This window comes from Frankia sp. AgB1.9 (genome assembly GCF_016786355.1).
Classification (GTDB): Bacteria; Actinomycetota; Actinomycetes; order Frankiales; family Frankiaceae; genus Pseudofrankia.
Genome location: NZ_JADWYX010000147.1, coordinates 1 through 21,229, shown reverse-complemented (window position 1 = coordinate 21,229; position 21,229 = coordinate 1). Strand labels below are relative to the sequence as shown.

Below are 21,229 nucleotides of genomic sequence, written 5' to 3'. Positions count from 1 at the left end.
GATGCCTCGTCAGAGCGTCACGCGTCTCGTACAGATGGTTGTCAGCGTCGAACACAGGAAACCTGGGACTGGTCATAAATCCTCCAGAGGCGGTGTCTACCACTTGCGCGGAACTAGGATGGCACCGTCAGGCCAGGAATGACCTCGCCGCAGAGCGGATCGGCACCGGAGACCATCTTGAATGTCTTGCCCACCAGTTTTACAAAGTAAAGACAGTTGCGAACGCCGAAACCAAGGTTCGCCCTGTTGTTGATATCGAGCTTCTGCCCGCCGAAGAGGCCGACAGCGTCGAAGTCGTGGACGGCCGACAGGGCGCTGATCAGCGAGGCCTGCGTCGGCGATTTTCCGGCCGCCTTGACCGCGCGGAGAAATAGACCTATCGAGACGTACCCGTTGTACTGGGCGAAGGTCGGTGCGCCCTGCACACCGGCGCTCTTGAGGTCGGCCACGAACTGCTTGGTCGCGGTGGTCTGCAGCTCGACCGGCTCGTACAGGGTTCCGAAGTAGACGTTCTGCGCCGCTTCCAGCGCCCCCGGGCCGGCCTGGATCAGGTCACCTCCATAGCCCGTGAACATCAGGGCGGCCTTGAGCTTCACGCCCTGCGCGTTCAGCCCGGAGATGACGGCGAAGGCCGTGTTCGGGTCGGTCGAGGCGAAGAACCCGTCGACTTTGGCCGCCTTCATCGCCAGCACCAGTGGACCCACATCGGTGCTCCCGAACGGGACCTGCGCGTTGAGGTATCCGACCTTGATTCCCGCCGCCTTCGCCGACTCGACGGTCGTCCTGGCGCTCTCCGACGACGACGGCGAGATTCCGTAGCCCACGGCGGCGAGGCTCGTGACACCCTGCATCCTGAGGAACTTGCCCGGCGTCGTTCCCACGTAGGTGCCGTGGATGGCGCCGATCACGGAGAACATGTTCTTCGCCGTGATCCACTCTGGCCCGTCAATCGATGTACCGATCACGGGTACCTGGTGCGCCGTGAGATAGGCCGACGCGGCGAAGGTGAGCGAGGAGTTGGCGATCACCGCGAACACGTGATCCTGTGTCACGAGTTTCGTCGCGGCCGCCAGCGTGGCCGTCGGCGAGGTCTGCGTGTCGGCGACGATGTACTTGATCTTGTAGCCCTCGCGCGACGCAAGGATGGTGCCCGCCTTGACTCCATCGACCTGGGTCTTGCCTGCCGACGCGGCGGGTCCCGTGATGTCGGCGAGCACGCCTAACGTGTAGGTCGGGCCGCCATCTTCGCCTGTCTTCGCCCCAGCCGACTTCGAGGATCCACAGCCGACCAGAGCAACCAGCGCGGCCGCGGTCGCGGCCAACATTCTCCTGCGAATAGTGATCAAAGCCCGCCCTTTCGCGTGAGTGAGTGATACGCGAACTTCGAAGGCCGTACCCGAGGTCAGGGTGGTGACGGGTGAGGACGTCACGCCCTCAGGGGGAGACACCATCGCGCGGCGGCCGCACGTTCGTCACCGACCGACCAGACCGGACAGGGCCTTCGTCTCGAGGTACTGCTCGAGGCCCTCGATGCCGTTCTGGACACCGATTCCACTCGCCTTGTAGCCGCCGAATGGAAGATCGGCGCCGTACCAGATTCCCCCGTTCACCGAGACCCGCCCGGTCCTGAGCCGCGCCGCGACGGACTCGGCGCGTTTCCCGGAGCCAGACGTCACCGCGCCGGAAAGCCCATAACCGCTGTCGTTCGCGATCCGGACGGCGTCGGCGTCGTCCTCGAACGGGATCATGACAAGGACGGGTCCCAGGATTTCCTCGCGAGCGATCGTCATACCGCTGTCGACATCCGCGAACAGCGTGGGCTCCACGTAGTACCCCTTTTCCAGATGGGTCGGGCGTCCGCCGCCAACCACCAGGCGGGCCCCCTCACGCACGCCGCCGGCGATGGAGCGCAGAACGCGGTCGCGTTGCCGCGCGCTGATCAGGGGACCCTGGATGTTCGCGGGATCCGTCGGATCTCCGAGTGGCACCTTCGAGAACCCCTCGGCCACCAGGTCGATCGCCTCGCCGTAACGAGCACGAGGCACCAGCAGGCGGCTGGGCATCGCGCTGCCCTGTCCGCCGTGCAGGCACACCATCCAGGCCAGGCAGAGCTTCGCGGCGAAGTCGGCGTCGTCCAGGATGATGTCGGCGGACTTGCCACTCAGGTCGAGGCAGAGACGCTTGAGCGTCGAGGCTCCCTTTTCCATGATCCGCCGGCCGGTGGCCGTCGAGCCGGTGAAGGCGATCAGGTCGACCCGCGGATCGCTGACCAGGGCCTCTCCGATCGCACGGTCCGACGCCGTGATGACGTTGACCACGCCCGGTGGAATGTCGGTCTCCTCGGCGATCAGGCGCCCGAGACGGGCCGCCGTCCAGGGCGTCTCCGGCGCCGGCGCGAGAACGACGGTGTTGCCCGTCGCCAGCGCCTGCCCGATCCTGGACAGAGTTATTCCGACTGGGTTGTTCCACGGCGTGATCACGCCGACGACCCCGACCGGTTCCTTGACGACCTTGCGCCAGCTGCGCAGGCCGAACAGCTCGACCACGGGCAGGTCGCGCACCCACGGGATGTCGTCGATCGCCGCCGCCGGCCACCGCAGGGCGTCCGCGAGCGGCAGGTCGAGCTGGGTCAGGTACGTCATCGAGACCGGGCAGCCGGCCTCGGCGACCAGCTCGGCGCGGATCTCCTCCCGCTCCCGTTCCAGCGCTTCCTGCAGCTGGAGCAGGCATCGCCTGCGCAGCGACCGGTCGACGGACCACCCCGTCTGGTCGAACGCCCGGCGGGCCGCGGCCACGGCCGCATCCAGATCAACGGCCTCGGCGTCCGCCACCCGGCCGATGACCTTCTCGGTCGCCGGGTTCAGATTGTCGAACGATCGACCACCCGTGGCCCGCGTGAGTCTCCCGTTGACCAGCAGGCGGGACTCTTCGTCGATCATGAAGCGACCGTCGCTCGGGCGCCCGAGTCGCCGACAGGGGTCGACATGTCCGCCGCCTTCCATGGTCCTTGCGCATGGGTGTGGCCCTCGCCCGGACGCGCCGTGGGGAACTTCCTCCTATGACGCCGTTGTCACCTTGAAGGATTTTCAGACCCATGGACGAGCCAGATGCAGACTACATCGGCACTGACGCGGATGTCAGTATCGCGCGGAGGGGCGATGCGCGACGCAGGTACCGGGCGTGCCGGTGACCGCGCTCGGCGCAGCTGCGCTCCGGCCGGCCACGACCCGCAGCCGACGGGCGGACGTCCTGGCGGGCACGACGGCGGGCAGACCCGCGACCGGCGCGCGCAGCGTCGGCGCCATGGAAGGAGGGCCTACGACGACCGCGGCCGCGGTGTCCTGACTCGCGGGGCGTCGCCGGCAGAGGCAGCCGCCCTGACGGGTGAAACCCTGACAGTCCCCCAAGGCGGGACGGAAAACCCGGTCGAACGACCGCGCGGTCGCGATTCAGCGACTTCTGGCGGTGAGCGGATCGGAGTCGGTTGGGCGTTGCGCGATGACGTTCTCCGACGGGGCCACGTGAGGTTCAGGCCGGTCGGCCCAGAACGGAGCGACCTCCGTATCATGCTGTGGGTGGCTCTCTCTGACGCATCCGACCGGCGCATCAGGCCGATGGCGGTGCCGCGCGTAGCCGAGGCGGTCGCCGGCGTCCTGCGGTCCCGAATCGTCAACGGGGAGCTCGCGGACGGCGACCTTCTTCCCAAGCAAGATGACCTGATGGCGGAGTTCGGTATCGCGCGCGCCTCCCTGCGTGAGGTCATGCGCATCCTCGAGACCGAGGGCCTCGTCACAGTTCGCCGCGGAAACATTGGCGGCGCGGTTGTGCACGCGCCCGATGCGCGGGGTGCGGCCTATCAGCTGGGTCTGGTGATGCAGTCACATCGCGTGACTCTTGCCGACGTATCCACGGCTCTCCTCACCCTTGAACCGATGTGTGCCCGCCTCGCCGCCGGACGCGAGGACCGGCAGCAGACCGTGGTACCTCTGCTGGTCGCGCTGAATGAACGGGCGCAGGCCTCGCTCGACGCGAATCCGGCGGAGCTCGCGCGCATCCTGGGCGCCTGGCATCGAACGCTCGTGGAGAACTGCGGCAATCACACGATGTACCTGGCGCTCGCGGCAGTGGATCAGGTTTGGTCGTATCACGTCTCAGGAGAGGCTGATGCGGCCGGGGTTAGGAACGATCAGGCGGCTCAGGCATCCCTGCGCGGTCACGTGGAGATCACCCGGGCAATCGAGTCGGGCGACGGCACCACGGCCGAGGAATTCACCCGCAGGCATCTCGAGGAGTCCAGGACCGCGATGCGGCTCGTCGATCCGACGATCACGGTGAATCTGACGGGTCCGCCGACGCGGAATCTTGGGTTCCGAAGCATCGTCTGACAGACATCAGATACACGCCGCGGGCCACGGCCTTTGGGTTAAAGCAGGCCGTGGCGGGGCAGCGGAGTATCCCGCAGCAGCCAGCGGCCGACGTGCTGGAGTTTCCAACGGGTGGGATCGTGCAGCGTATGTGTGCGCGCGTCGCGCCAGAATCTGGACAGGTTCGCCGTCTCAAGCGCTGAACGCGCTCCAGCGAGTTCGAACAGGCTCGAAGCGGTGGTGACCGCGGCCCGGGCGGTGGTCACTCGTGCCGCGGCCGTGGCCAGTGACGCCTCGGTCGCCGACGACTCGGTCAGGTCCGCTCGGGCCCGATCGATCGCGTCGGCCGCGACGGCCACCAGCGCCTCGGCCGCCCGCACGTTCACCTCGGCCTGGCCGGCCTCCTGGACCAGCAGGGGGTCGTCCACCGGGCGCTCGGCCCCGCTTTCGAACCAGGGCCGCGCCCGGCCGATCTGTACGACCGCGCTGGTCAGCGCCGCCCGGGCGATCCCGGCATCCAGGGCGGCGTGCAGCACCTGCGCGAACGCGCCGTAGGTGGTGGGATTCTCGAAGATCGGGCTGTAGGGAACGACGTGCTCGGACGGCACCGAGACATTCTGGAGCCGGACCGTACCGCTGGCCGTCGTCCGCTGCCCCATGCCGTCCCAGTCATCCAGCAGCGTCATCCCGTCGGCGTCACGCGGTACGAACGCGACCGCCTTCGGCGGCAGCCCGTTCGCCAGCAACGGCGCCTCCGGCAGCACGGCCCGCACCGCCAGCCAGTCAGCGAACAGTGCCCCTGTCGCGTAGAACTTCTCGCCCCGCAGGCGGAATCCGGCGGCGCCGTCCGCGGTCAGCGTCGTCTCGTCCTCGACGATGGTCCGGCTGGACCGCTCGGACTGCGCGTTCGCGATCCGGCGTCCGGCGAGTACCTCGGCGAAGAAGAACTTCTGTTGCGCCTCGGTGCCCTGCTCGCGCAGGACCTGGAGGTACACGAAGTGACTGTGCGGAATCTGCCCGATGTTCGGATCCGCCACCGCCAGCAGCCGTAAGATCTCGGCCAGGGTCGCCACCCGGACATCGGGCCCGCCGAACCGGGCCGGCACCGTCACGCCGAACAGCCCGGCCGCGGACATCCGGTCCACCTCGGCCAGCGGCAGCCGACGCTCTCGGTCACGCGCCGAGGCCTCGACGGCGAACGTCTCGGCCAACTCGCGAGCTACCGCAAGTGCTTCGGCATCCGAGGAGATGACGTCAGCCCCCCTCGACTCGGCCGCTTCTTCGGTCATCGCCAATCTCCTCGTCACTCAGGCGGAGGTCGGCAGCTGGCGCGCGAGATCCAACATGGTGACCGCCTCGGTGCCTTCCTTCCTGAGCCGGGCCGATGATCTGTAGCCGAGGTCGACGTCCGCGGCCAGCGCCCGCAGCGCGCCGACGGTCGCCTGTTCCCTGGGCAGGTGGCTGTGCAGGTCGAAGGAGAACACGCGCAGCGCGTTCTCGTGGGTGATTTTCGCGATCTCCTGGTCGGGCACGCCGCTGAGGTACTTGCCGAGCGCCTCGGGCGAGTTGGGCCAGGTCGAGTCGGAATGAGGGAAGTCGCATTCCCAGGTAATCATGTCGATGTTGAGCCGGTGGCGGTTCTCGACGCCGAAGCCGTCGTCGATGAAGCAGGTCACGACGCGGTCGAGGAAGACCTCGCTCGGCAGCCTGTCGCCGAAGTTCTGATGGGTCCAGCCCCGATGGTTCTTGTAGACGTAGTCCACACGTTCCAGGAAGTAGGGCACCCAGCCGATGCCGCCTTCGGAGAGGGCCAGCGTCAGGTCGGGGAACTTCCGCAGGACCGGAGACCATATCAGGTCCGCCGCGGCCTGCACGATGTTCATCGGCTGCAGCGTGATCATGGTGTCGACGGGCGCCTCGATCGAGGTGACAACAACCTGCGAGGACGAGCCGATATGCAGGCAGACGACCGTGTTGGTCTCCGAGCAGGCCTGCCAGAACGGGTCCCAGTGGTCGTTGTGCAACGACGGATATCCCAGCTTCTCCGGGTTCTCGGAGAAGCTGACGGCGTGACATCCCTTGGCCGCCATGCGCCGGACCTCGTCCGCCATCAGGTGGGGGTCCCAGATCGGTGGAAGGGCGAGCGGGATCATCCGGCCGGGGTGGGTACCGCACCACTCGTCGACATGCCAGTCGTTGTAGGCGCGCAGGACGGCGAACGCCAGGTCCTTGTCTGCGGCGCGCGCGAAGTACTGGCCGCAGAACTGCGGGAAGGAGGGAAAGTTCAGCGACGCGGCGACGCCGTTCGCGTTCATGTCCCGGATACGCTCGTCGATGTCGTAGCAGCCCGGGCGCATCTCGCTGAACCGCGTCGGCTCCACGCCGTACTCGTCGGGTGGGCGGCCCGCGACCGCGTTCAGGCCCACATTGGTGGCCTCCTGCCCTTCGAAAACCCAGGCGTTGGTGCCGTCATCCTTCGTGACGATCTTCGGGGCCCGCTCGGAGTAGCGGGCCGGGATATGCCCGTCGAACAGGTCCGGCGGTTCGACGACGTGGTCGTCGACCGAGACCAGGATGAGATCCTCTATTTTCACAGCGGGCTCCTCGTGCCTGTCAACGAGCGGGTGAGTGCCGAGCCGACTTCCTTCAGATAGCGGTCCGGTTCGCCGAGCAGCGCGCTCCAGCTCAGCAGCCGCTTGAGATAGAGGTGGGCGCCGTGTTCCCAGGTGTAGCCAAGACCGCCGAACACCTGGATGGCGGTGTCACCGACCGTGGCGAGCCGCCCGGAGAACGCCTTCACCCGCAGGGCGGACAGGTGCCGCTCCTCGGCGGAACCGGCGTCGGCGGCCCAGAGGGCGTGCAGGACGCCGCTGCGCGCCAGTTCGACGGACTCGTACATGTCCACGCACAGACGCTGCACTGCCTGGAATGATCCGATCGGCTGGTCGAACTGCCGTCGCGTGGTCGCGTGCTGGAGCGCCAGGTCCAGGACCGCCTGCGCGGCTCCGACCGCGTCCGCGGCCGCCGCGATGAGCACGTCGTCGACGAGGGCGCTCAACGCTTCCGGCGACACGTTCGACAGGTGCCGCGCCGGGGTGTCCTCGAGGGTGACCTGAAACTGCTTCCGGGTCTGGTCGATCGTCGGCCGCGGGGTGACGGCGACGCCGACGCCGGTCGCGTCGACCAGGAACAGGCCGACCTCGTCATCACGACCGGTGGCGAGCACGAGCAGGACGTCGGCCGCCGCGGCATCCGGTACGGAGGAAATTCCGCCGCGCAGGAAGTATCCATCGCGCCGAAGCTCGGCCGTCGGCCAGCCGTCGGTCGCCTCCAGCGGGCCGACAGTCGCGATCGTGTCCCCGTCGGCGATCCCCGCCAGCAGCTTGGTGGCCTCGTCGCCGCCGGCCCCGGTCCGCGCGAGAGCGCGGGCGGCCGCGACCGCGCTGGACAGCCAGGGGCCCGGGTACAGCGCGGCGCCCAGTTCTTCCAGCACGATCCCCGCCTCGACCAGGGACATACCGGCGCCACCATGCTCGGTCGCGACAAGCAGGCCAGTGGTACCAAGGTCGGCCAGACCTCGCCAGACGACGTGGGTCGTTCCCGTCGGGTCGTCGAGCATCGGGCGGACGTGTTCCGCGACGGTCGCCCGCTCGGCGAGAAAGCGCCGGACCGTGGCCCGCAGGGCCCGCTGCTCTTCGGTCGGTTCGAGGTTCATCCGCGCGGCAGCCTGAGGACTCGCTGCGCGGTGATGTTCCTGTTGATCTCCGTCGTGCCCCCGGCGATGGTGAGCGCGCGCGACGACAGGCGCAGCTGTGCCCACCGACCACCGGCGTCAAGCGCGCCGAGCAGCTCGAACGCGAGAGCGGCCAGGTCCTGGCCGACCTCGCCCCACACGGTCTTGGCCAGGCTCGCGGAGCCGAACGGGTCACCGCCATGAAGGCCCGCGGAGATCGAGCGCTGGCATAACCGTTTCAGGAAATCAATGCGCACGGCGATCTCTCCGATCCGGCGAAGTGTGGACGGGTCATTCAACGGCCGCCGGCCGCCCGACTCCGCACGCGCGAGGTCGTCTACCAGGTCATCGAGCCAGATCTGCAGCTCGGCATAGAGCCGCGCGGCTCCGGCGCGCTCGTGGCTCAGCGTCGTGGTGGCGACCTGCCAGCCGGCGTTCAACGGCCCGAGCAGAGCGGTGGCCGGCACACGCACGTCGTCGAAGAAGACCTCGGCGAAGTCCGTCTCGCCGCCGAGCGTCGTCAGCGGGCGGGCGTCGATGCCGGGCAGGGACATGTCGACGATGAGGCACGAGATGCCCCGGTGTTTGGGCGCCTCGGGATCGGTGCGCACGTACAGCTGGCACCAGTCGGCCCAGTGCCCGAGTGAGGTCCAGGTCTTCTGGCCACTGATCACGAACTCGTCGCCGTCGCGCACCGCGCGGGTGCGCAGGGAGGCGAGATCCGAGCCCGCGTCAGGCTCCGACATGCCCTGGCACCAGATGTCCTCGGCCCGCCTCATCCGCGGCAGCAGCGCGCTCTTCTGGCTGTCCGTTCCGTAGTGCATGATCGCCGGCGCGATGTTGTTCAGGCCGATCATGTTGATCGGCAGGGGCGCGCCGGCCCCGGTGACCTCTTCCGCGTAGACGAGCTGCTCGAGCGCCGTCGCGCCGCGGCCGCCGTACTCGCGTGGCCACGAGACGGCGGCCCACCCCGCGTCGGCCATCACCCGGTCCCACCCGCGCAGCGTCTCGAACGACCTCGGGTCCGACCCCCGGCGGCGACCGGCCGACACGACGTCATCCGTCAGGTTCGCGGCGAGCCACGCGCGCAGCTCCGCGCGGAAGAGTTCCGCCTCGACTGGCAACGAGAAGTCCACGGGTCCTACCGGCCGATCCGCACTGGTTCCGGCTGCCACGCGCCTCGCACGGAGCTGTTCGACATGGCGGCCACACTAAGAGGATAACCATTATCCGGTCAAGCGCCGCCGCAGGCCGGGGGCCTGCTCGGGCCCGGCGGAGTCGATCGCCCTGGACTGGCGCACTATCAGGATAATCATAGTAATGTTGGGCCGGCCCGCGGCAGGCTAGGGCGGGGCCGCCCCGCGCCGACGAGGGGAAGGAAGACAGTTGAAGTCAGGCCTCACGGCGGACCAGGAACTGCTGGTGGCGACGACCCGGAAGTTCCTCCAGGACACGGTCCCGACGGCAACGCTGCGCGACCTTCGCGACACCGCGGACGGCTACCGACCGGAGTACTGGGCGACTGGAGCGGAGCTGGGGTGGACCTCGCTGCTGGTGGCGGAGAAACACGGCGGCGGGACTGTCAGCGGCGACGGCCTGCGCGATCTGGCCCTGGTGGCCCGCGAGTTCGGGCGGGCCGCGGCACCGGGGCCGCTGCTGGGAACGAATGTCGTGGCCGCGGCGCTGTCCCGGGTGGGCGACGACCGCGCCCTCTGCGCGCTCGACCCGCTGGTCTCCGGGGAGGCCGTCGCGGCGTGGTGCCCGGCGGCGCCGGAGCTGACCGGTCTGCCCGGAGCCGGCTCAGTGGTCGCCCGGCCCGCGGGACCGGACTGGATAGTGTCCGGCGGGACCGCTCCGGTCGAGCACGGTGCCCAGGCGAGCCTGTTCCTGGTGACCGCCCGGGCTCCGGGCGGGATGCTGCAGCTGCTCGTGCCCGCTACGAGCGTCGGGGTCGTCACCAGACCGTTGAGCTCGATCGACGTGAGCCGCCGTTTCGCCCGGGTGGACTTCAACGATGTCCAGGTGCCGGCGACGAGCCTGCTGGGTGAGCCCGACGCGGCTACCACCGAGATCGAACGTCAGGTCTGCGACGCGCTTGTCATCCAGCTGGCCGAGATGGTCGGGGCGATGGACAGGGCGTTCGACCTGACCGTCGCCTGGGCCGCCGACCGATACTCGTTCGGCCGGCCGCTGGCGTCCTACCAGGCGCTCAAGCACCGCTTCGCCAGCATGAAGATGTGGCTGGAGGCCAGCCACGCGCTGGTCGACGCGGTCACGACCGCGGTTTGTGACGATCTCGGCCGGGCGATCGAGATGGTCAGCGTCGCGAAGTCGTACATCGGTGACCGCGGCCCGGAACTGTGCCAGGAGTGCGTCCAGTTGCACGGCGGAATCGGCCTGACGTACGAGCACGATCTGCACCTTTATCTTCGCCGGGTCGCACTGTCGAGCATGCTGCTCGGGACACCGCGCCAGCATCGGATGCGGCTCGCCGATCTGATCGAACGACGAGACATCGAACAGGAGCCGTCGTCTGATGACCGATGAGAGCGAGCCGATCGGTGAGTTCCGGTCGCGTGCCCGGCACTGGCTGCGCGCGAACCTGCCGCCCGCGACCGACCGTGACCGCGGGCCACTCGCCGCCCGTTCCGACGAGCAGGAGCTTGCCGAGGTCGCCGAGGAGCGGCGGATACAGCGGCTGCTCTGGGACGGCGGGTTCGCCGGCATCTGCTTTCCGAAGGAGTATGGCGGGCTGGGACTGACTCCCGCGCACGCGGCGGCGTTCGGCGAAGAGCTCGCGGGCTACCGCTATCCGATGCGCATGCAGGTCCCGACGATGACGCCGTGCGCGGCCATACTCCTCGAGTTCGGCACCCACGAGCAGAAACTGGCGCACATCCCGGCGATCCTGCGCGGCGAGGAGTTCTGGATGCAGTTCCTCTCCGAGCCGGGCTCGGGGTCGGACCTCGCCGGGGTGCGGACCAGCGCCGAGCGCCAGGGGGACAGCTGGGTGCTCAACGGGTCGAAGATCTGGACGACGGGCGCCTGGTGGTCGGACTGGGCGCTCTGCCTGGCCAGGACCAACTGGGACGTTCCCAAACACCGCGGGCTGACCGTCTTCATGCTGCCGATCCACCAGCCGGGGATCGAGGTCTCCCGCATCGAGATGATCAACGGCAACAAGGAGTTCTGCCAGGAGTTCCTGACGGACGTCGTCGTGCCAGCCGACGCCTGCGTCGGCCAGGTCGACGACGGATGGACCGTGGCGACCCGGTGGATGTTCCACGAACGAACCATTCACTCCTCACCGCTCGCGGTACGACCGGTTTCCGCCGACGCCGGCGGCGAGCCGTCGAGCGGATCCGGCGCCGACCTGCTCCGCCTGGCCGAGCTCGTCGGCCGGCGCCACGATCCGACCGCCCGGGAGCTCGTCGCCGAGGCCCACGTCCTTCGGGTCGTGTCGCGTGAGCTCGACCGCCGTGTGCAGGCGGCCATCGCCGATCAGGTGGCGACCGACCAGCTCGCCTCCGTGAGCCGGCTGATGCACGGCGAGGTGGAGGCGCGGCTCGCGACGATCGGCTTCGAGCTCGCCGGTCGCCATGCGGTCGTCTGGGCCGACGACGACGACGAGCGGGTGCGCGGCCACGGCACCGGCTATCTGGTTCGCCAGCTGATGAGCATCGCCGGCGGCACCACGGAGATGGCACGCAACGCCGTCGCCGAGCGCGTACTCGGTATGCCGCGGGAGGCGGCGCCTGACCGTGGCCTGCCCTTCCGGGACGTGCGCAGTACGCCGTCCGTCCGCACCGGGCCGGCGAGCTGACCGGCGAACGTCCCGAACGCCGTCATCGGGTTCCCGCCGCCGGGAACGTGAGGCCGGCGAACATCCGGTAGAGGACGGCGATGATCGCCTCCTCGTCGAAGACCTCCGGGTGAGACGTCAGGTAGTAGCTGACCCGCTCGAGCATGCCGACCGCGGCCAGCGAGGCGACCGCGGGATCGGCGCCGGCGGGCAACCGATGGCGTACCAGTTGCTCGAGCCCGGTCATCAGGCCCTCGAAGACGTTGTCAGCCATCGACTGCATGAGCGCGTCCGGGTCATGGGCCTCGAACCAGATCCGCACCACCGGCCCATAGCGCTGGTAAACCCGGACGAAGTCGCGGAGCCACTGTGAGAGGCTCTCCTCGTCGAGCGTGGTGGACAACGAAGAAAGCGCGACGATAAGCGTGTCGAGTTCCGCCGCGCATTCGCGCGCGAGCCGGTGGAGAAGGGCTTCCTTGTTCTTGAAGTACAGATAGAACGTCCCGTGAGAGACGTCCGCGGCTACCGTGATGTCGTCAACCCGGGCCGCCAGGTAGCCCCGGCGCGCGAACACCACCAGGCCCGCGTCCAGCAGCCGACGCACCATCCGCGCCCCGCCAGGGGTCTCCTCCCGCGCGTTCGACGGCCGCCTGGCCAGGGCCCGGCGGCCCACCGCGGGACCGGTCGGGTCCTCCCTCGTGCGCTCCGTCATGCGTGCTCGCGGCTCCTCCCCGGCAGGTCGGCACTATGCTACGGGTGTGGCGGAGCAGGTAACACAGCGACGAAACACCGCTGGTCCGGGCAGCGCGATCGGCGACCGAGGTCAGCACACAAAGCGACGGCTCGTCGAGGCCGCCACGAAGGTCTTCGCCCGCCGCGGGCTGCACGGAGCTCGGGTAGAAGAGATCGCCACCGTCGCCAAGGTTTCTCGCGGCGCTTTTTATCAGTATTTCGACAGCAAGGATTCCGTGTTCACGGAGGTCCTCCACGAGGTGGAGTGGGACGTCCTGGACACCTTCACGTCGCTTCGTGAAGTCACCGCGGACCTCGATGGCTATCAGGCGGTCCACGACTGGATCGACACCTATCTCACGGTCTGCGACAAGTGGCTTCCCATGCTGCGCGTCTTCGTCGAGAACGAGAGCCCGGACAGCCCGCACGGGCATTTCGGCGCGCAGCTCGTGACCAAGTCCGCCCAGCTGCTCGCCCGCCGCCTGCGCGGCAGCCTCCCGCCGGAGGTCGACTCCCATCTCACCGCGGTCGCGCTGCTCGCCATGGTGGATCGGTTCAGCTATGCGTCCGCCGCGTACCACCTCGACGTCGGTCGCGTGACGGTCGTCAACACCCTGGCGGTGGTCGCCTTCCGCATGGTTCACCCCGAGGTGGATCTCGACGCGCGTCCGCTGCCGCTGCCCGCGGCGAGCTAGCTCTGGTTTTCTCCGCCACCTGATCTGGGTTCCCGGAAGGCGCTGGTCAGCCGCGCGCCGCCACAAGCTCGACGCGCTGCCCGTCCGGGTCACGGATAATGAGAACCCTGTCAGGAGCGGGCGTTCCCGGCAGAACCTCACCGCCGTAGGTCTCCACCTGGCGCGCCACGGCGGCGAGGTCCGACACGCGCAGCGACAGGTGGGTGAGTCCTGGCTCATCGAACCGACGGCGAGGCGGGGGCAGGCCCACCGGGCGGTCGAAGTGCAGCAGCTCCAGGACCAGACCGTCGAGCCGGAGGTAGACGGCGGTGAGGTTGGCGGGCGCGTCGACGTCGAGCAACGTCGTCACCATGTCGTCGGGGATGGTCAGTGCTCTGTCAAAGGTGAACCCGAGCAGTTCTTCATAGAACCGGCGAGCCCGGGGCAGGTCGCTTACGCAATGGCCGACATGGCCGAATGCCGTGCTCACCCGCGGCCGCCGGACCCGGCCTCGACCTCTACGACGACATCACCGTTGGCGAGCGTCCTCGCGGCGTCGCCGGGCGCCAGAACCAGTGTCGTGAAGCGACTCTGCACGAGCGCCGGTCCGTGGATGACCGGGCCCGGGCGGACGGCATCACCGTCATAGACCGGCGCGTTGTCATGCCATTCGCCGCCCGCGTAGAGCCGGCGATGACCGATCGGGACCGGTGGTTCCTTCGAGGGTTCGAGCTGGGCCAGTCGCGGCTGGTCCACCAGACCCGTCGCCACCAGACGGATGCCGCGCACGACCGGTTCCTGCGAACGGGCCTCGATGAGTCTGGCCTCCTCGTTGGATCGGTGGAATCGTTCGACGGCCTCCGCTACGGCCTCGGCCCGGACGGCCTCGCCGTCGCGCCGTTCCAGCGGGATTCCCACGTCGAAGGTCTGGCCTGGGTAGACCAGGTTGAGCCGCCATTCCAGGCGTATTCGGTCGGGCGTCAGGCCAGCCGCGGTCAGCTCGCCGTTCGCCCGATCGGCGAGCTCGTCAGCGAGCGCGGTGAGTCTGTCCAGATCGATCTCACGCCAGGGACCAACCAGGGTGCGCGCGTCGTCAATCATGTGATCGGCGGTGAGCAGGCCGAGGGCTGACAGTCCCGCCGCGGCCTTCGGAACGAGGACACGACGCATGCCGAGCGCCGCCGCGTGCGCGGTCGCGTGCACGGCGCCCATACCGCCGAACGCGACGAGGTCCAGCCGGCGGGGATCGACGCCGGCCAGGGACAGAACGCGGCGAACGGCGTCACACATGTGGGCATCGACGATGTCGACCACGGCGACGGCGGTCTGTTCGACGTCCAGGCCGAGACTCGCGCCGACGTCGGCGAGGGCGGCGCGCGCGCCTTCGACGTCCAGGGCCAGGCGGCCGCCCCAGAAGGCCTCGGGGTCGAGGCGGCCCAACACCAGGTCCGCGTCCGTGACGGTGGCCTGGGTACCACCGCGCCGGTAGCAGACCGGGCCGGGGACGCTGCCCGCCGACTCGGGGCCGACCCGCAGCGACCCGTCAAGGGCACTGGCCACGGAGCCGCCACCGGCGCCGACCGAGTGCACGTCGACCATCGGCAGGGCAATGCAGTAGCGGTGCCGCCAGTTCCAGTCGCTCGTCACCTCGGGACGGCCGCCCCGGATCAGGCACACGTCGTAGCTGGTTCCGCCCATGTCGATGCTGACGACATCACCGAGCCCGGCGGCGCGGGCCGCTGAGGCCGCGGCGACCACGCCCCCCGTCGGGCCCGAACTGATCGTCGCCAACGCGCGGGCGCGGATCTGGCTGGGAGTGGCCACTCCCCCAGAGCTCGTGGCGAGCAGCAGTTCGCGGCCGTAACCGGCCTCCAGCAGGCGCCGTTCCAGCCGGTCGAGGTAACGAACGATCGGCGGACCGACATAGGCGTTGACGAGCGTCGTCGACGTACGTTCGAACTCGGGTGGCTTGGGCCAGACCTCGTGCGACAGCGAGATCAGCTCGACGTCCGGGTACTCGTCGCGGATGATCTCCCGCGCGCGCAGCTCATGGACGGGATTGACATACGAGTGCAGGAAGACGACCGCGATCGACGTGACGCCGAAGGCGCGCAGCCGGGCGGTGGCCTTGCGCACCGACTCCTCGTCCAGCGGCGTCTCGACGTCGCCCGCCGGGGTCAGCCGTTCGTGGACCTCAAGCCGGACCCGTCGCCGCGCGATCGGCGCCGGCGCCGGGAAGGCCGGGTCCCAGATCTCCTCCTTGAAGCAACGCCGGAACTCGATCTCGTCCCGGAATCCCTCCGTCACGAGCAGCCCGGTCGAGGCCCCCGACATTTCGATCATCGTGTTGTCGGCCGCCGTCGTCCCGTGGACGATCGACTCCGTGTCGGCGAGCAGTGCGGGACTGTCGTCGAGGCCCTCGGCGCGCGCGAGGCGGAGTAACCCGGCCAGCACGCCCTCCGACTGGTCGTGCGGCGTCGTCGGGGTCTTCTCCACGACAAGAGAACCGTCGGGACGGAGCAGGACGCAGTCGGTGAAGGTTCCGCCGACGTCGACGCCGATCCGGTAGCCGCTCATGCAGCATCGCCTCTCATCGAGCCGGGGCGCTGGTCGCCGGCGAGCTTGGACCGAAGTTCCGCCGTCGCCGGCTCGTCGAGCGCGAGGTCCATCGCCTCGACCGATCCGGTGACCACGACGCCGTAGTCCTCGCGGGCGCCCTCGACGGACACGTACTCGTCCCACACGTCGTCGAGGACGGCGTGGGGATCACGGAGCAACGGATCGCCCCAGCCGCCACCGCCGCCGAACCGGTAGACGAGTTGATCGCCCGTGTGCAGGAGATGGTTGGTGACGACGGGAGAGACCGCGACCTCGCGCTCGGTGCCCGCGCTGAGCAGGCACGAGTCCGGGGCTCCCGAACGCCCACCGGCGATCCCCGGATGGACATGGTGTTGGTTGACGACGTACTGGTTGACGTAGGTCGGCGTGCGGGCCTCTTTGATGAAATGACTGCCGCAGGCCCCGCGCCACTGACCGGGTCCTCCCGAGTCCGTCAGATAGTTGCGACCGCGCAGCAGGTGCGGGAAGATCGTTTCGTTGAGCTCGGCTGATGCCTTGATGAGGTTCCCGCTGGCCGCCGCCAGCGCTCCCCAGCCGTCCACGCCCTTGACGGCGTTCACCCAGCCGGCATTGACCTCGCCGCCGTGGTCGAAGAAGGGTCGGCCGGTGCGCGGGTCGTGGTCACCCCACATCTGGCGCGGGCTGCCGTACTTGTAGGTCTGGGGTGAACACCGGTCGGGCAGGATCTGGGCCATCGCGATCGCGATGGCGTCGCTCACCTCGACGCCCGGGTGATGCGTCCCGCTGCTGACCGGCTTGCCTTCCGTCGGGTTCAGGCAGCAGCCGACGGGTACCCGCAGGTCGACGCACTCGAAGAATCCCTCGTTCTTGGGAATGGTCGAGTCGACGAGGCTGGCGAGCTGGGCGATCGCGTTTCCCCGGGTGTTGCCGAAGGTGGACCAGGCCGCGATCTGCGGCCTCGTGTCGGAGCCGGCGAAGTCGACCGTCAGCCGGTCACCGTCCACCGTGACGGCGACGTGCACGTGGATGTCGGTGTTCCCCTGCGGGTCGCTGTCGACATACACGTCCGCCTCGTAGGTGCCGTCCCGCCACTGGGCGATCTCCCGCGAGAACCGGTTCCGCGCGTCATCGATGGAATGGTCCACCGCCGCCCGCACGGTCGCGGCGCCATGGAGCTCGATGATGTCCGTCAGCCGTTGGGCGCCCAGCTGGGCCGCCCCGACCTGCGAGCGCAGGTCGCCGATGAAGCCGGCGAGCCGGTTGTTGGCCCGCATGGTCAGCACCACGTCGCGGCGCTCGACCCCACCATCGATGATCTTCAGCAGGGGGTACCGCGTGCCCTCGGAGTAGATGTCCCGGGCGGTCGTGTTGTAACCACCGGCCACGGCGCCGCCGGTGTCGCCGTGATGGCACTGGATCGACGCGATGAGAATCAGCTCGCCGTCGGCGAAGACCGGGGCGAACACGTTGAAGTCGGGTAGATGACCCCCGCCGTGGTAGGGATCATTGGCCACGATCACGTCCCCCGGACGCAGCTCGTCACCGTAGAAATCGATCGCGAAGCGAACGGGCAGCGTCGCGCTCAGCATGAACTGTGGGATGCCGACGGACAGCGCGGCGAGTCGGCCCTGGCCGTCGAGAATCGTCGCGTTGCGCTCGTTGCTCTGGTTGAGGATCGGCGTGGTCGCCGTTCGCGAGACATAGGTGGCCATCTCGAAGCAGACGGTCTCCATCGCCGAACGAATCACCTCGGCGCTGACCAGGTCGATGGTGTTGGTCGTCATGTGCCTTCCCTCTTCAGGCGGTGGCCGGCGTCGCGGTCGCGACGCGCGGCCTGACCCTCGAGCAGCTCCGAGCCGGTTTCGGACGTTTGCGTCAGCCTAGCCCTAGCCTATGTGAGCTGGCCAGCGAAGAGCACGGGGGGCGATCTGACGATCGTGTCAGCGACCCGAGCCGGCCCGGACGCAGCCCTAGGCGAGCAGGACGGAGGAACGACCGTTGCGGACGAACTCGGCGGCCAGCTCATCCGCGTCCCGCCCGGTCAACCGCGCGTAGTGCGCGGAAGCGCGGGGGTCTGGTCGCCACCAGATGAGGTCGGCGGTCCAGTCGGCCGGAAGCCAACGTCGCGCGCGCAGGCGCTGCTTGTCGACCTTGTTCGTGGCGGTGACGGGTAGCCTGTCGACGACCCGCACAAACCGCGGAGCCCATTTCGTCCCGAGATCGCGCTGGTCGGCGAGGAACGCGGCGAACTCGGCCGGGTCGAACGACGCCGGATCGGCCATCTCGACCGTCGCCATGACCTGGTCGCCGGAGTGCGAGTCCGGTACGCCGTACACGGCGACGCCGCTCGCGCCCGGGAGCCGCTCGATGATTCGTTCTACGGCTGACGCGGCGAAGTTCTCCCCGTCGACCCGGATCCAGTCGCCCTGCCGCCCCGCGAAGAAGAACCAGCCATCCGCGTCGCGATACCCAAGGTCACCCGAGAAGAACCATCCGTCGCGCACCCGCTCGGCCTGCGCCTGATCGTTGTTGTAGTATCCCTCGAACGAGGTTCCGACGTCTCGGCGGACAATCTCGCCGATGGCCTCGCCCGGATTCAGGACGAGGCCCGCGGCATCAATGACCGCCGGCACGCACTCCATTCTCGTTTTTGGGTCGACGACGGCGATGTCGGCGCCCCCGACCGGCTTCCCGAGCGAACCAGGCGGGCAGCCGCGTCGAGGATGCAGGACAATCGTTCCCTCGCTCGATCCATATCCTTCCACGACCCGGCACCCGAAACGCTGGCGGAATGCCTCGGCGTCGCGTGGCGACGCCTCCGGCGCGAGAACCATCCTCAGCGTCGTGTGAGCGTCGTCCGGCGATGGAGGGGTGGCAAGCACGTAGGAGAGCGCCCGGCCCACGGTGTTGAAGAACGTGACCCGATGGGCCAGGACGTCGGGCAGGAAACCCGTGGCGGAGAATCTTCGCCGAAGTACGATGCGTGCGCCCGATGCCAGCGCGGGAATCCAGCAGCTCGCCAACGCATTGCCGTGGAACAACGGCATGGCGCAGTACAGGACATCCTCTGGTGAGAAGCCGAGCGAGCCCGTACGGGCCAGTCGCTGGTGGCTGACCCGTACCGCCTTCGGTGCCCCGGTGGATCCCGAGGTGAAGATGAGCATGAACAGGTCCTCGGGCTCGACCGGCTCCTCGGTCAGGTCGACGTCGCTGGCGGCCAGGCGCTCCGTCCAGGCCGGGTCGGTCACGTCGAGGACTCGGTCTTCGGGCAGGGCGACGTCAAGCTCGTCGAGCAGAGCGGCCCGCCGCTCGTCGGTGATGATCAACTGGCAGCTGGTATGGCGGATGTCCCGTTCGAGCTCGGCCCCGCGCCGCGTCGGGTTGATCCCGACGACCGTCGCCCCGGCGAGGGCCGCGCCGCCCAGCAGGAAGAGGAAGTCCGGCACGTTCTCCAGCAGCACGCCGATGTGAAACGGGCCGTCCGTTCGCAACGAGCGCAGGACGTGCGCGCACTGAGCCGACGCTCGCGTCACCTCCTCCCAGGTCCATGATCGGCCCTCGAAAACGAGTCCAACCCGCTTGTCACCAGCTCTTCCGAGAACAAGATCTTGAACAGATCGCGCCCGGTGTGACACTTGCGTCATGCGAAGGACGGTATCGCCTGCGGCGCTCCGACGCAGCCGGGCGTGGCAGCCCCCTGGGACAGCGCGTCCCGGCTCAGGCCTGGCGGCGCCCGGCCGGCTGGCAGGCGGACACGTCCTCGGCCCCCGTCGGCGACGTGCGACGGGGGCCGGACGAGTCGTAAAGAGGGCCGGCGCCCAGCGGACATCCAGCGTCGGCCAGCTCACGGGCCTGGATCGGGTTCCTGACACCGGTGGCGACGACCGTGAGGCCGAGCCGCGAGCCGACGCCGAGGATCGCCTCCCGCACGATACGAGTGCGGGTGGGAGCCGGTGTGGCGTCGGGATCGGTGAAACACCGGTCCAGCCTGATGATCTCGATCGGCAGGTTGTTGTGCCATCCGCCGAAGGCGCCCGCCGTCCCACCGACGCCGTCGAGGGCGAGGCGAATGCCGGAGTCGCCAATGCTTTGCAGCATGGTGGCCGCGGCAGTCAGGTCGACGGTGCCACCCGAGTCGGCGAGTACCAGGATGATCGTCCGATTGGGCACGCTCCACTCGGCCAGGAGACGCCCGACATCGGCGGGCTGTTTGTCCAGGCCACGGCCTACCGACACTCTGACGAACACCGGGGTCGGCTCGGGGCTTCTCCGCTCGGAGAGGTCGCGGCAGACCTCGCGAAGTACCCGGCCGACAAGCAGCATGGTCAGGCCTGCCTCGTCGGCGATCCGGTCCAGCAGGTCCGGCGCGACCTCTCCGAGCTGGTGGTGGTTCCAGAGCGGCACCGCGTCGAGGGCGGAGGTATGCCCGGTGCGGAGCTCGACCACCGGGTCGTAGCGGACCCTGACGGTTCCATGACGCTCGTCGCCGCGCAGTGCCTGTTCCAGGTCGGAACGGATCTGTGGGGCCGACTCGGCCGTCGTCAACTCCGGCCGATAGACAATCAGGCCGCCCTTACCCTGGCGCTTCGCGGCGTACATGGCCAGATCGGCGTCGCGCAGCAGGGCATCGGGCTCTCGAGGAATGGTCGAGTCCGCGACGACGAGCCCGAGGCTGGCGCCGACCGGATGGGGGTGTCCCTTAAGCGTGGTCGGGGCCCGGATCATCGAGGCGAGCCGCCAGCACAGCGCCTCCGGATCCCGATGGCCGCGTTCGAGCAGGATCGCGAACTCGTCCCCACCGAGCCGGGCGACGGTGTCGCCTGGCCGGACACCGTTGCGCAGCCGCGCCGCGGTGGTCCTGAGCAGCTCGTCACCGGCCGCGTGTCCGAGAGTGTCGTTGACGCGCTTGAAGTCGTCGAGATCGCAGTACACCAACGAGAACGGCCGGTTGTCGCGGAGCGCGAGCGCGCGGCGCAGCCGATCGGCGAACAGTACGCGGTTCGGCAGCCCGGTGAGCGGGTCGTGCAGCGCCTGATAGCGCAGTTCCTGCCTACTGGCCTCGACGGACGCCAGCAGCCGGCTGTTCTCACCCAAGGTCATCAGCTGGCGGATCAGGACCACCAGCAGCAGGCCGATCAGGATGCCTCGCTCGACGCTGTCGATGGAGCTGTTCACGATCAGCTGGATGAGCACCAGAACGCCGGCGGCGCCAAGCGCCAGATACGGCAGAGCGGCGCGCACCAGGAGAGTCCGCGGGTGTCCGCGGCGCAATACCGCTAATTTAAGCGGCTCGGATGATGTTGATATCTGGCGGGTTCGGGTATGTCATGCAGGTGTCCGTCCG

General features: G+C 68.8%; 16 protein-coding genes. 4 read left to right on the top strand and 12 right to left on the bottom strand.

Translation table 11 applies throughout. The features are described 5' to 3' along the window. Positions 1 to 113 precede the first annotated feature (113 nt). Positions 114 to 1,325, bottom strand: a complete 1,212-nt coding sequence (locus tag I6A60_RS36275) for an ABC transporter substrate-binding protein (protein WP_203015216.1) — start codon at positions 1,323 to 1,325, stop codon at positions 114 to 116. Positions 1,326 to 1,472: 147 nt separating this feature from the next. Further along, positions 1,473 to 2,939, bottom strand: a complete 1,467-nt coding sequence (locus I6A60_RS36270; protein ID WP_203015213.1) for an aldehyde dehydrogenase family protein — start codon at positions 2,937 to 2,939, stop codon at positions 1,473 to 1,475. Between the two features lie 636 nt (positions 2,940 to 3,575). On the opposite strand from I6A60_RS36270, the gene I6A60_RS36265 reads away from it, so the two are divergent. Then, positions 3,576 to 4,385: a FadR/GntR family transcriptional regulator gene (locus I6A60_RS36265; RefSeq protein ID WP_203015210.1), complete on the top strand. Its 810-nt coding sequence runs from the start codon at positions 3,576 to 3,578 to the stop codon at positions 4,383 to 4,385. 38 nt (positions 4,386 to 4,423) lie between these two features. Here the strand turns inward: I6A60_RS36265 and I6A60_RS36260 are convergent, their stop codons facing one another. Genes I6A60_RS36260 through I6A60_RS36245 form a run of 4 tightly spaced genes read right to left on the bottom strand, consistent with a single transcriptional unit; the run spans position 4,424 to position 9,233 of the window. Next, positions 4,424 to 5,653, bottom strand: coding sequence for an SfnB family sulfur acquisition oxidoreductase (locus I6A60_RS36260; protein ID WP_203015208.1), 1,230 nt, complete (start codon positions 5,651 to 5,653; stop codon positions 4,424 to 4,426). Between the two features lie 18 nt (positions 5,654 to 5,671). Then, positions 5,672 to 6,958 (bottom strand): amidohydrolase family protein, encoded by a 1,287-nt coding sequence (locus tag I6A60_RS36255; RefSeq protein WP_203015206.1) that lies wholly within the window; start codon positions 6,956 to 6,958, stop codon positions 5,672 to 5,674. After that, positions 6,955 to 8,079 carry an acyl-CoA dehydrogenase family protein gene (locus I6A60_RS36250; protein ID WP_203015204.1) on the bottom strand — a complete coding sequence of 375 codons (1,125 nt, stop codon included), beginning with the start codon at positions 8,077 to 8,079 and terminating at the stop codon, positions 6,955 to 6,957. The genes I6A60_RS36255 and I6A60_RS36250 overlap by 4 nt, the downstream gene beginning before the upstream one ends. Next, a complete protein-coding gene (locus tag I6A60_RS36245) occupies positions 8,076 to 9,233 on the bottom strand; it encodes an acyl-CoA dehydrogenase family protein (RefSeq protein ID WP_203015203.1) in 1,158 nt (385 codons plus the stop codon). Before I6A60_RS36245 ends, I6A60_RS36250 begins: the two co-directional genes overlap by 4 nt. Positions 9,234 to 9,483: 250 nt before the next feature. On the opposite strand from I6A60_RS36245, the gene I6A60_RS36240 reads away from it, so the two are divergent. Together I6A60_RS36240 and I6A60_RS36235 are read left to right on the top strand one after the other, a co-directional pair. Then, the gene (locus I6A60_RS36240) at positions 9,484 to 10,644 is read left to right on the top strand and encodes an acyl-CoA dehydrogenase family protein (RefSeq protein ID WP_203015201.1); all 1,161 of its coding nucleotides are present in this window, start codon (positions 9,484 to 9,486) and stop codon (positions 10,642 to 10,644) included. Continuing rightward, positions 10,634 to 11,920, top strand: a complete 1,287-nt coding sequence (locus I6A60_RS36235) for an acyl-CoA dehydrogenase family protein (protein ID WP_203015199.1) — start codon at positions 10,634 to 10,636, stop codon at positions 11,918 to 11,920. Before I6A60_RS36240 ends, I6A60_RS36235 begins: the two co-directional genes overlap by 11 nt. Positions 11,921 to 11,942: 22 nt before the next feature. On the opposite strand, the gene I6A60_RS36230 is transcribed toward I6A60_RS36235, so the two are convergent. Next, a complete protein-coding gene (locus I6A60_RS36230; RefSeq protein WP_203015197.1) occupies positions 11,943 to 12,611 on the bottom strand; it encodes a TetR/AcrR family transcriptional regulator in 669 nt (222 codons plus the stop codon). A 46-nt stretch (positions 12,612 to 12,657) separates the two neighbouring features. On the opposite strand from I6A60_RS36230, the gene I6A60_RS36225 reads away from it, so the two are divergent. Next, positions 12,658 to 13,326, top strand: a complete 669-nt coding sequence (locus tag I6A60_RS36225) for a TetR/AcrR family transcriptional regulator (RefSeq protein WP_203015195.1) — start codon at positions 12,658 to 12,660, stop codon at positions 13,324 to 13,326. 46 nt (positions 13,327 to 13,372) lie between these two features. Here the strand turns inward: I6A60_RS36225 and I6A60_RS36220 are convergent, their stop codons facing one another. The 5 genes from I6A60_RS36220 to I6A60_RS36200 form a co-directional block, all read right to left on the bottom strand. Next, positions 13,373 to 13,795 (bottom strand): VOC family protein, encoded by a 423-nt coding sequence (locus I6A60_RS36220; protein ID WP_203015193.1) that lies wholly within the window; start codon positions 13,793 to 13,795, stop codon positions 13,373 to 13,375. Then, the gene (locus tag I6A60_RS36215) at positions 13,792 to 15,882 is read right to left on the bottom strand and encodes a hydantoinase/oxoprolinase family protein (RefSeq protein ID WP_203015192.1); all 2,091 of its coding nucleotides are present in this window, start codon (positions 15,880 to 15,882) and stop codon (positions 13,792 to 13,794) included. The genes I6A60_RS36220 and I6A60_RS36215 overlap by 4 nt, the downstream gene beginning before the upstream one ends. Further along, positions 15,879 to 17,669 carry a hydantoinase B/oxoprolinase family protein gene (locus I6A60_RS36210; protein WP_203015191.1) on the bottom strand — a complete coding sequence of 597 codons (1,791 nt, stop codon included), beginning with the start codon at positions 17,667 to 17,669 and terminating at the stop codon, positions 15,879 to 15,881. Before I6A60_RS36210 ends, I6A60_RS36215 begins: the two co-directional genes overlap by 4 nt. A gap of 186 nt (positions 17,670 to 17,855) precedes the next feature. Further along, a complete protein-coding gene (locus tag I6A60_RS36205) occupies positions 17,856 to 19,529 on the bottom strand; it encodes an AMP-binding protein (RefSeq protein ID WP_203015190.1) in 1,674 nt (557 codons plus the stop codon). A gap of 73 nt (positions 19,530 to 19,602) precedes the next feature. Then, the gene (locus tag I6A60_RS36200) at positions 19,603 to 21,126 is read right to left on the bottom strand and encodes a diguanylate cyclase domain-containing protein (protein ID WP_307874042.1); all 1,524 of its coding nucleotides are present in this window, start codon (positions 21,124 to 21,126) and stop codon (positions 19,603 to 19,605) included. Between the last annotated feature and the right edge of the window lie 103 nt (positions 21,127 to 21,229).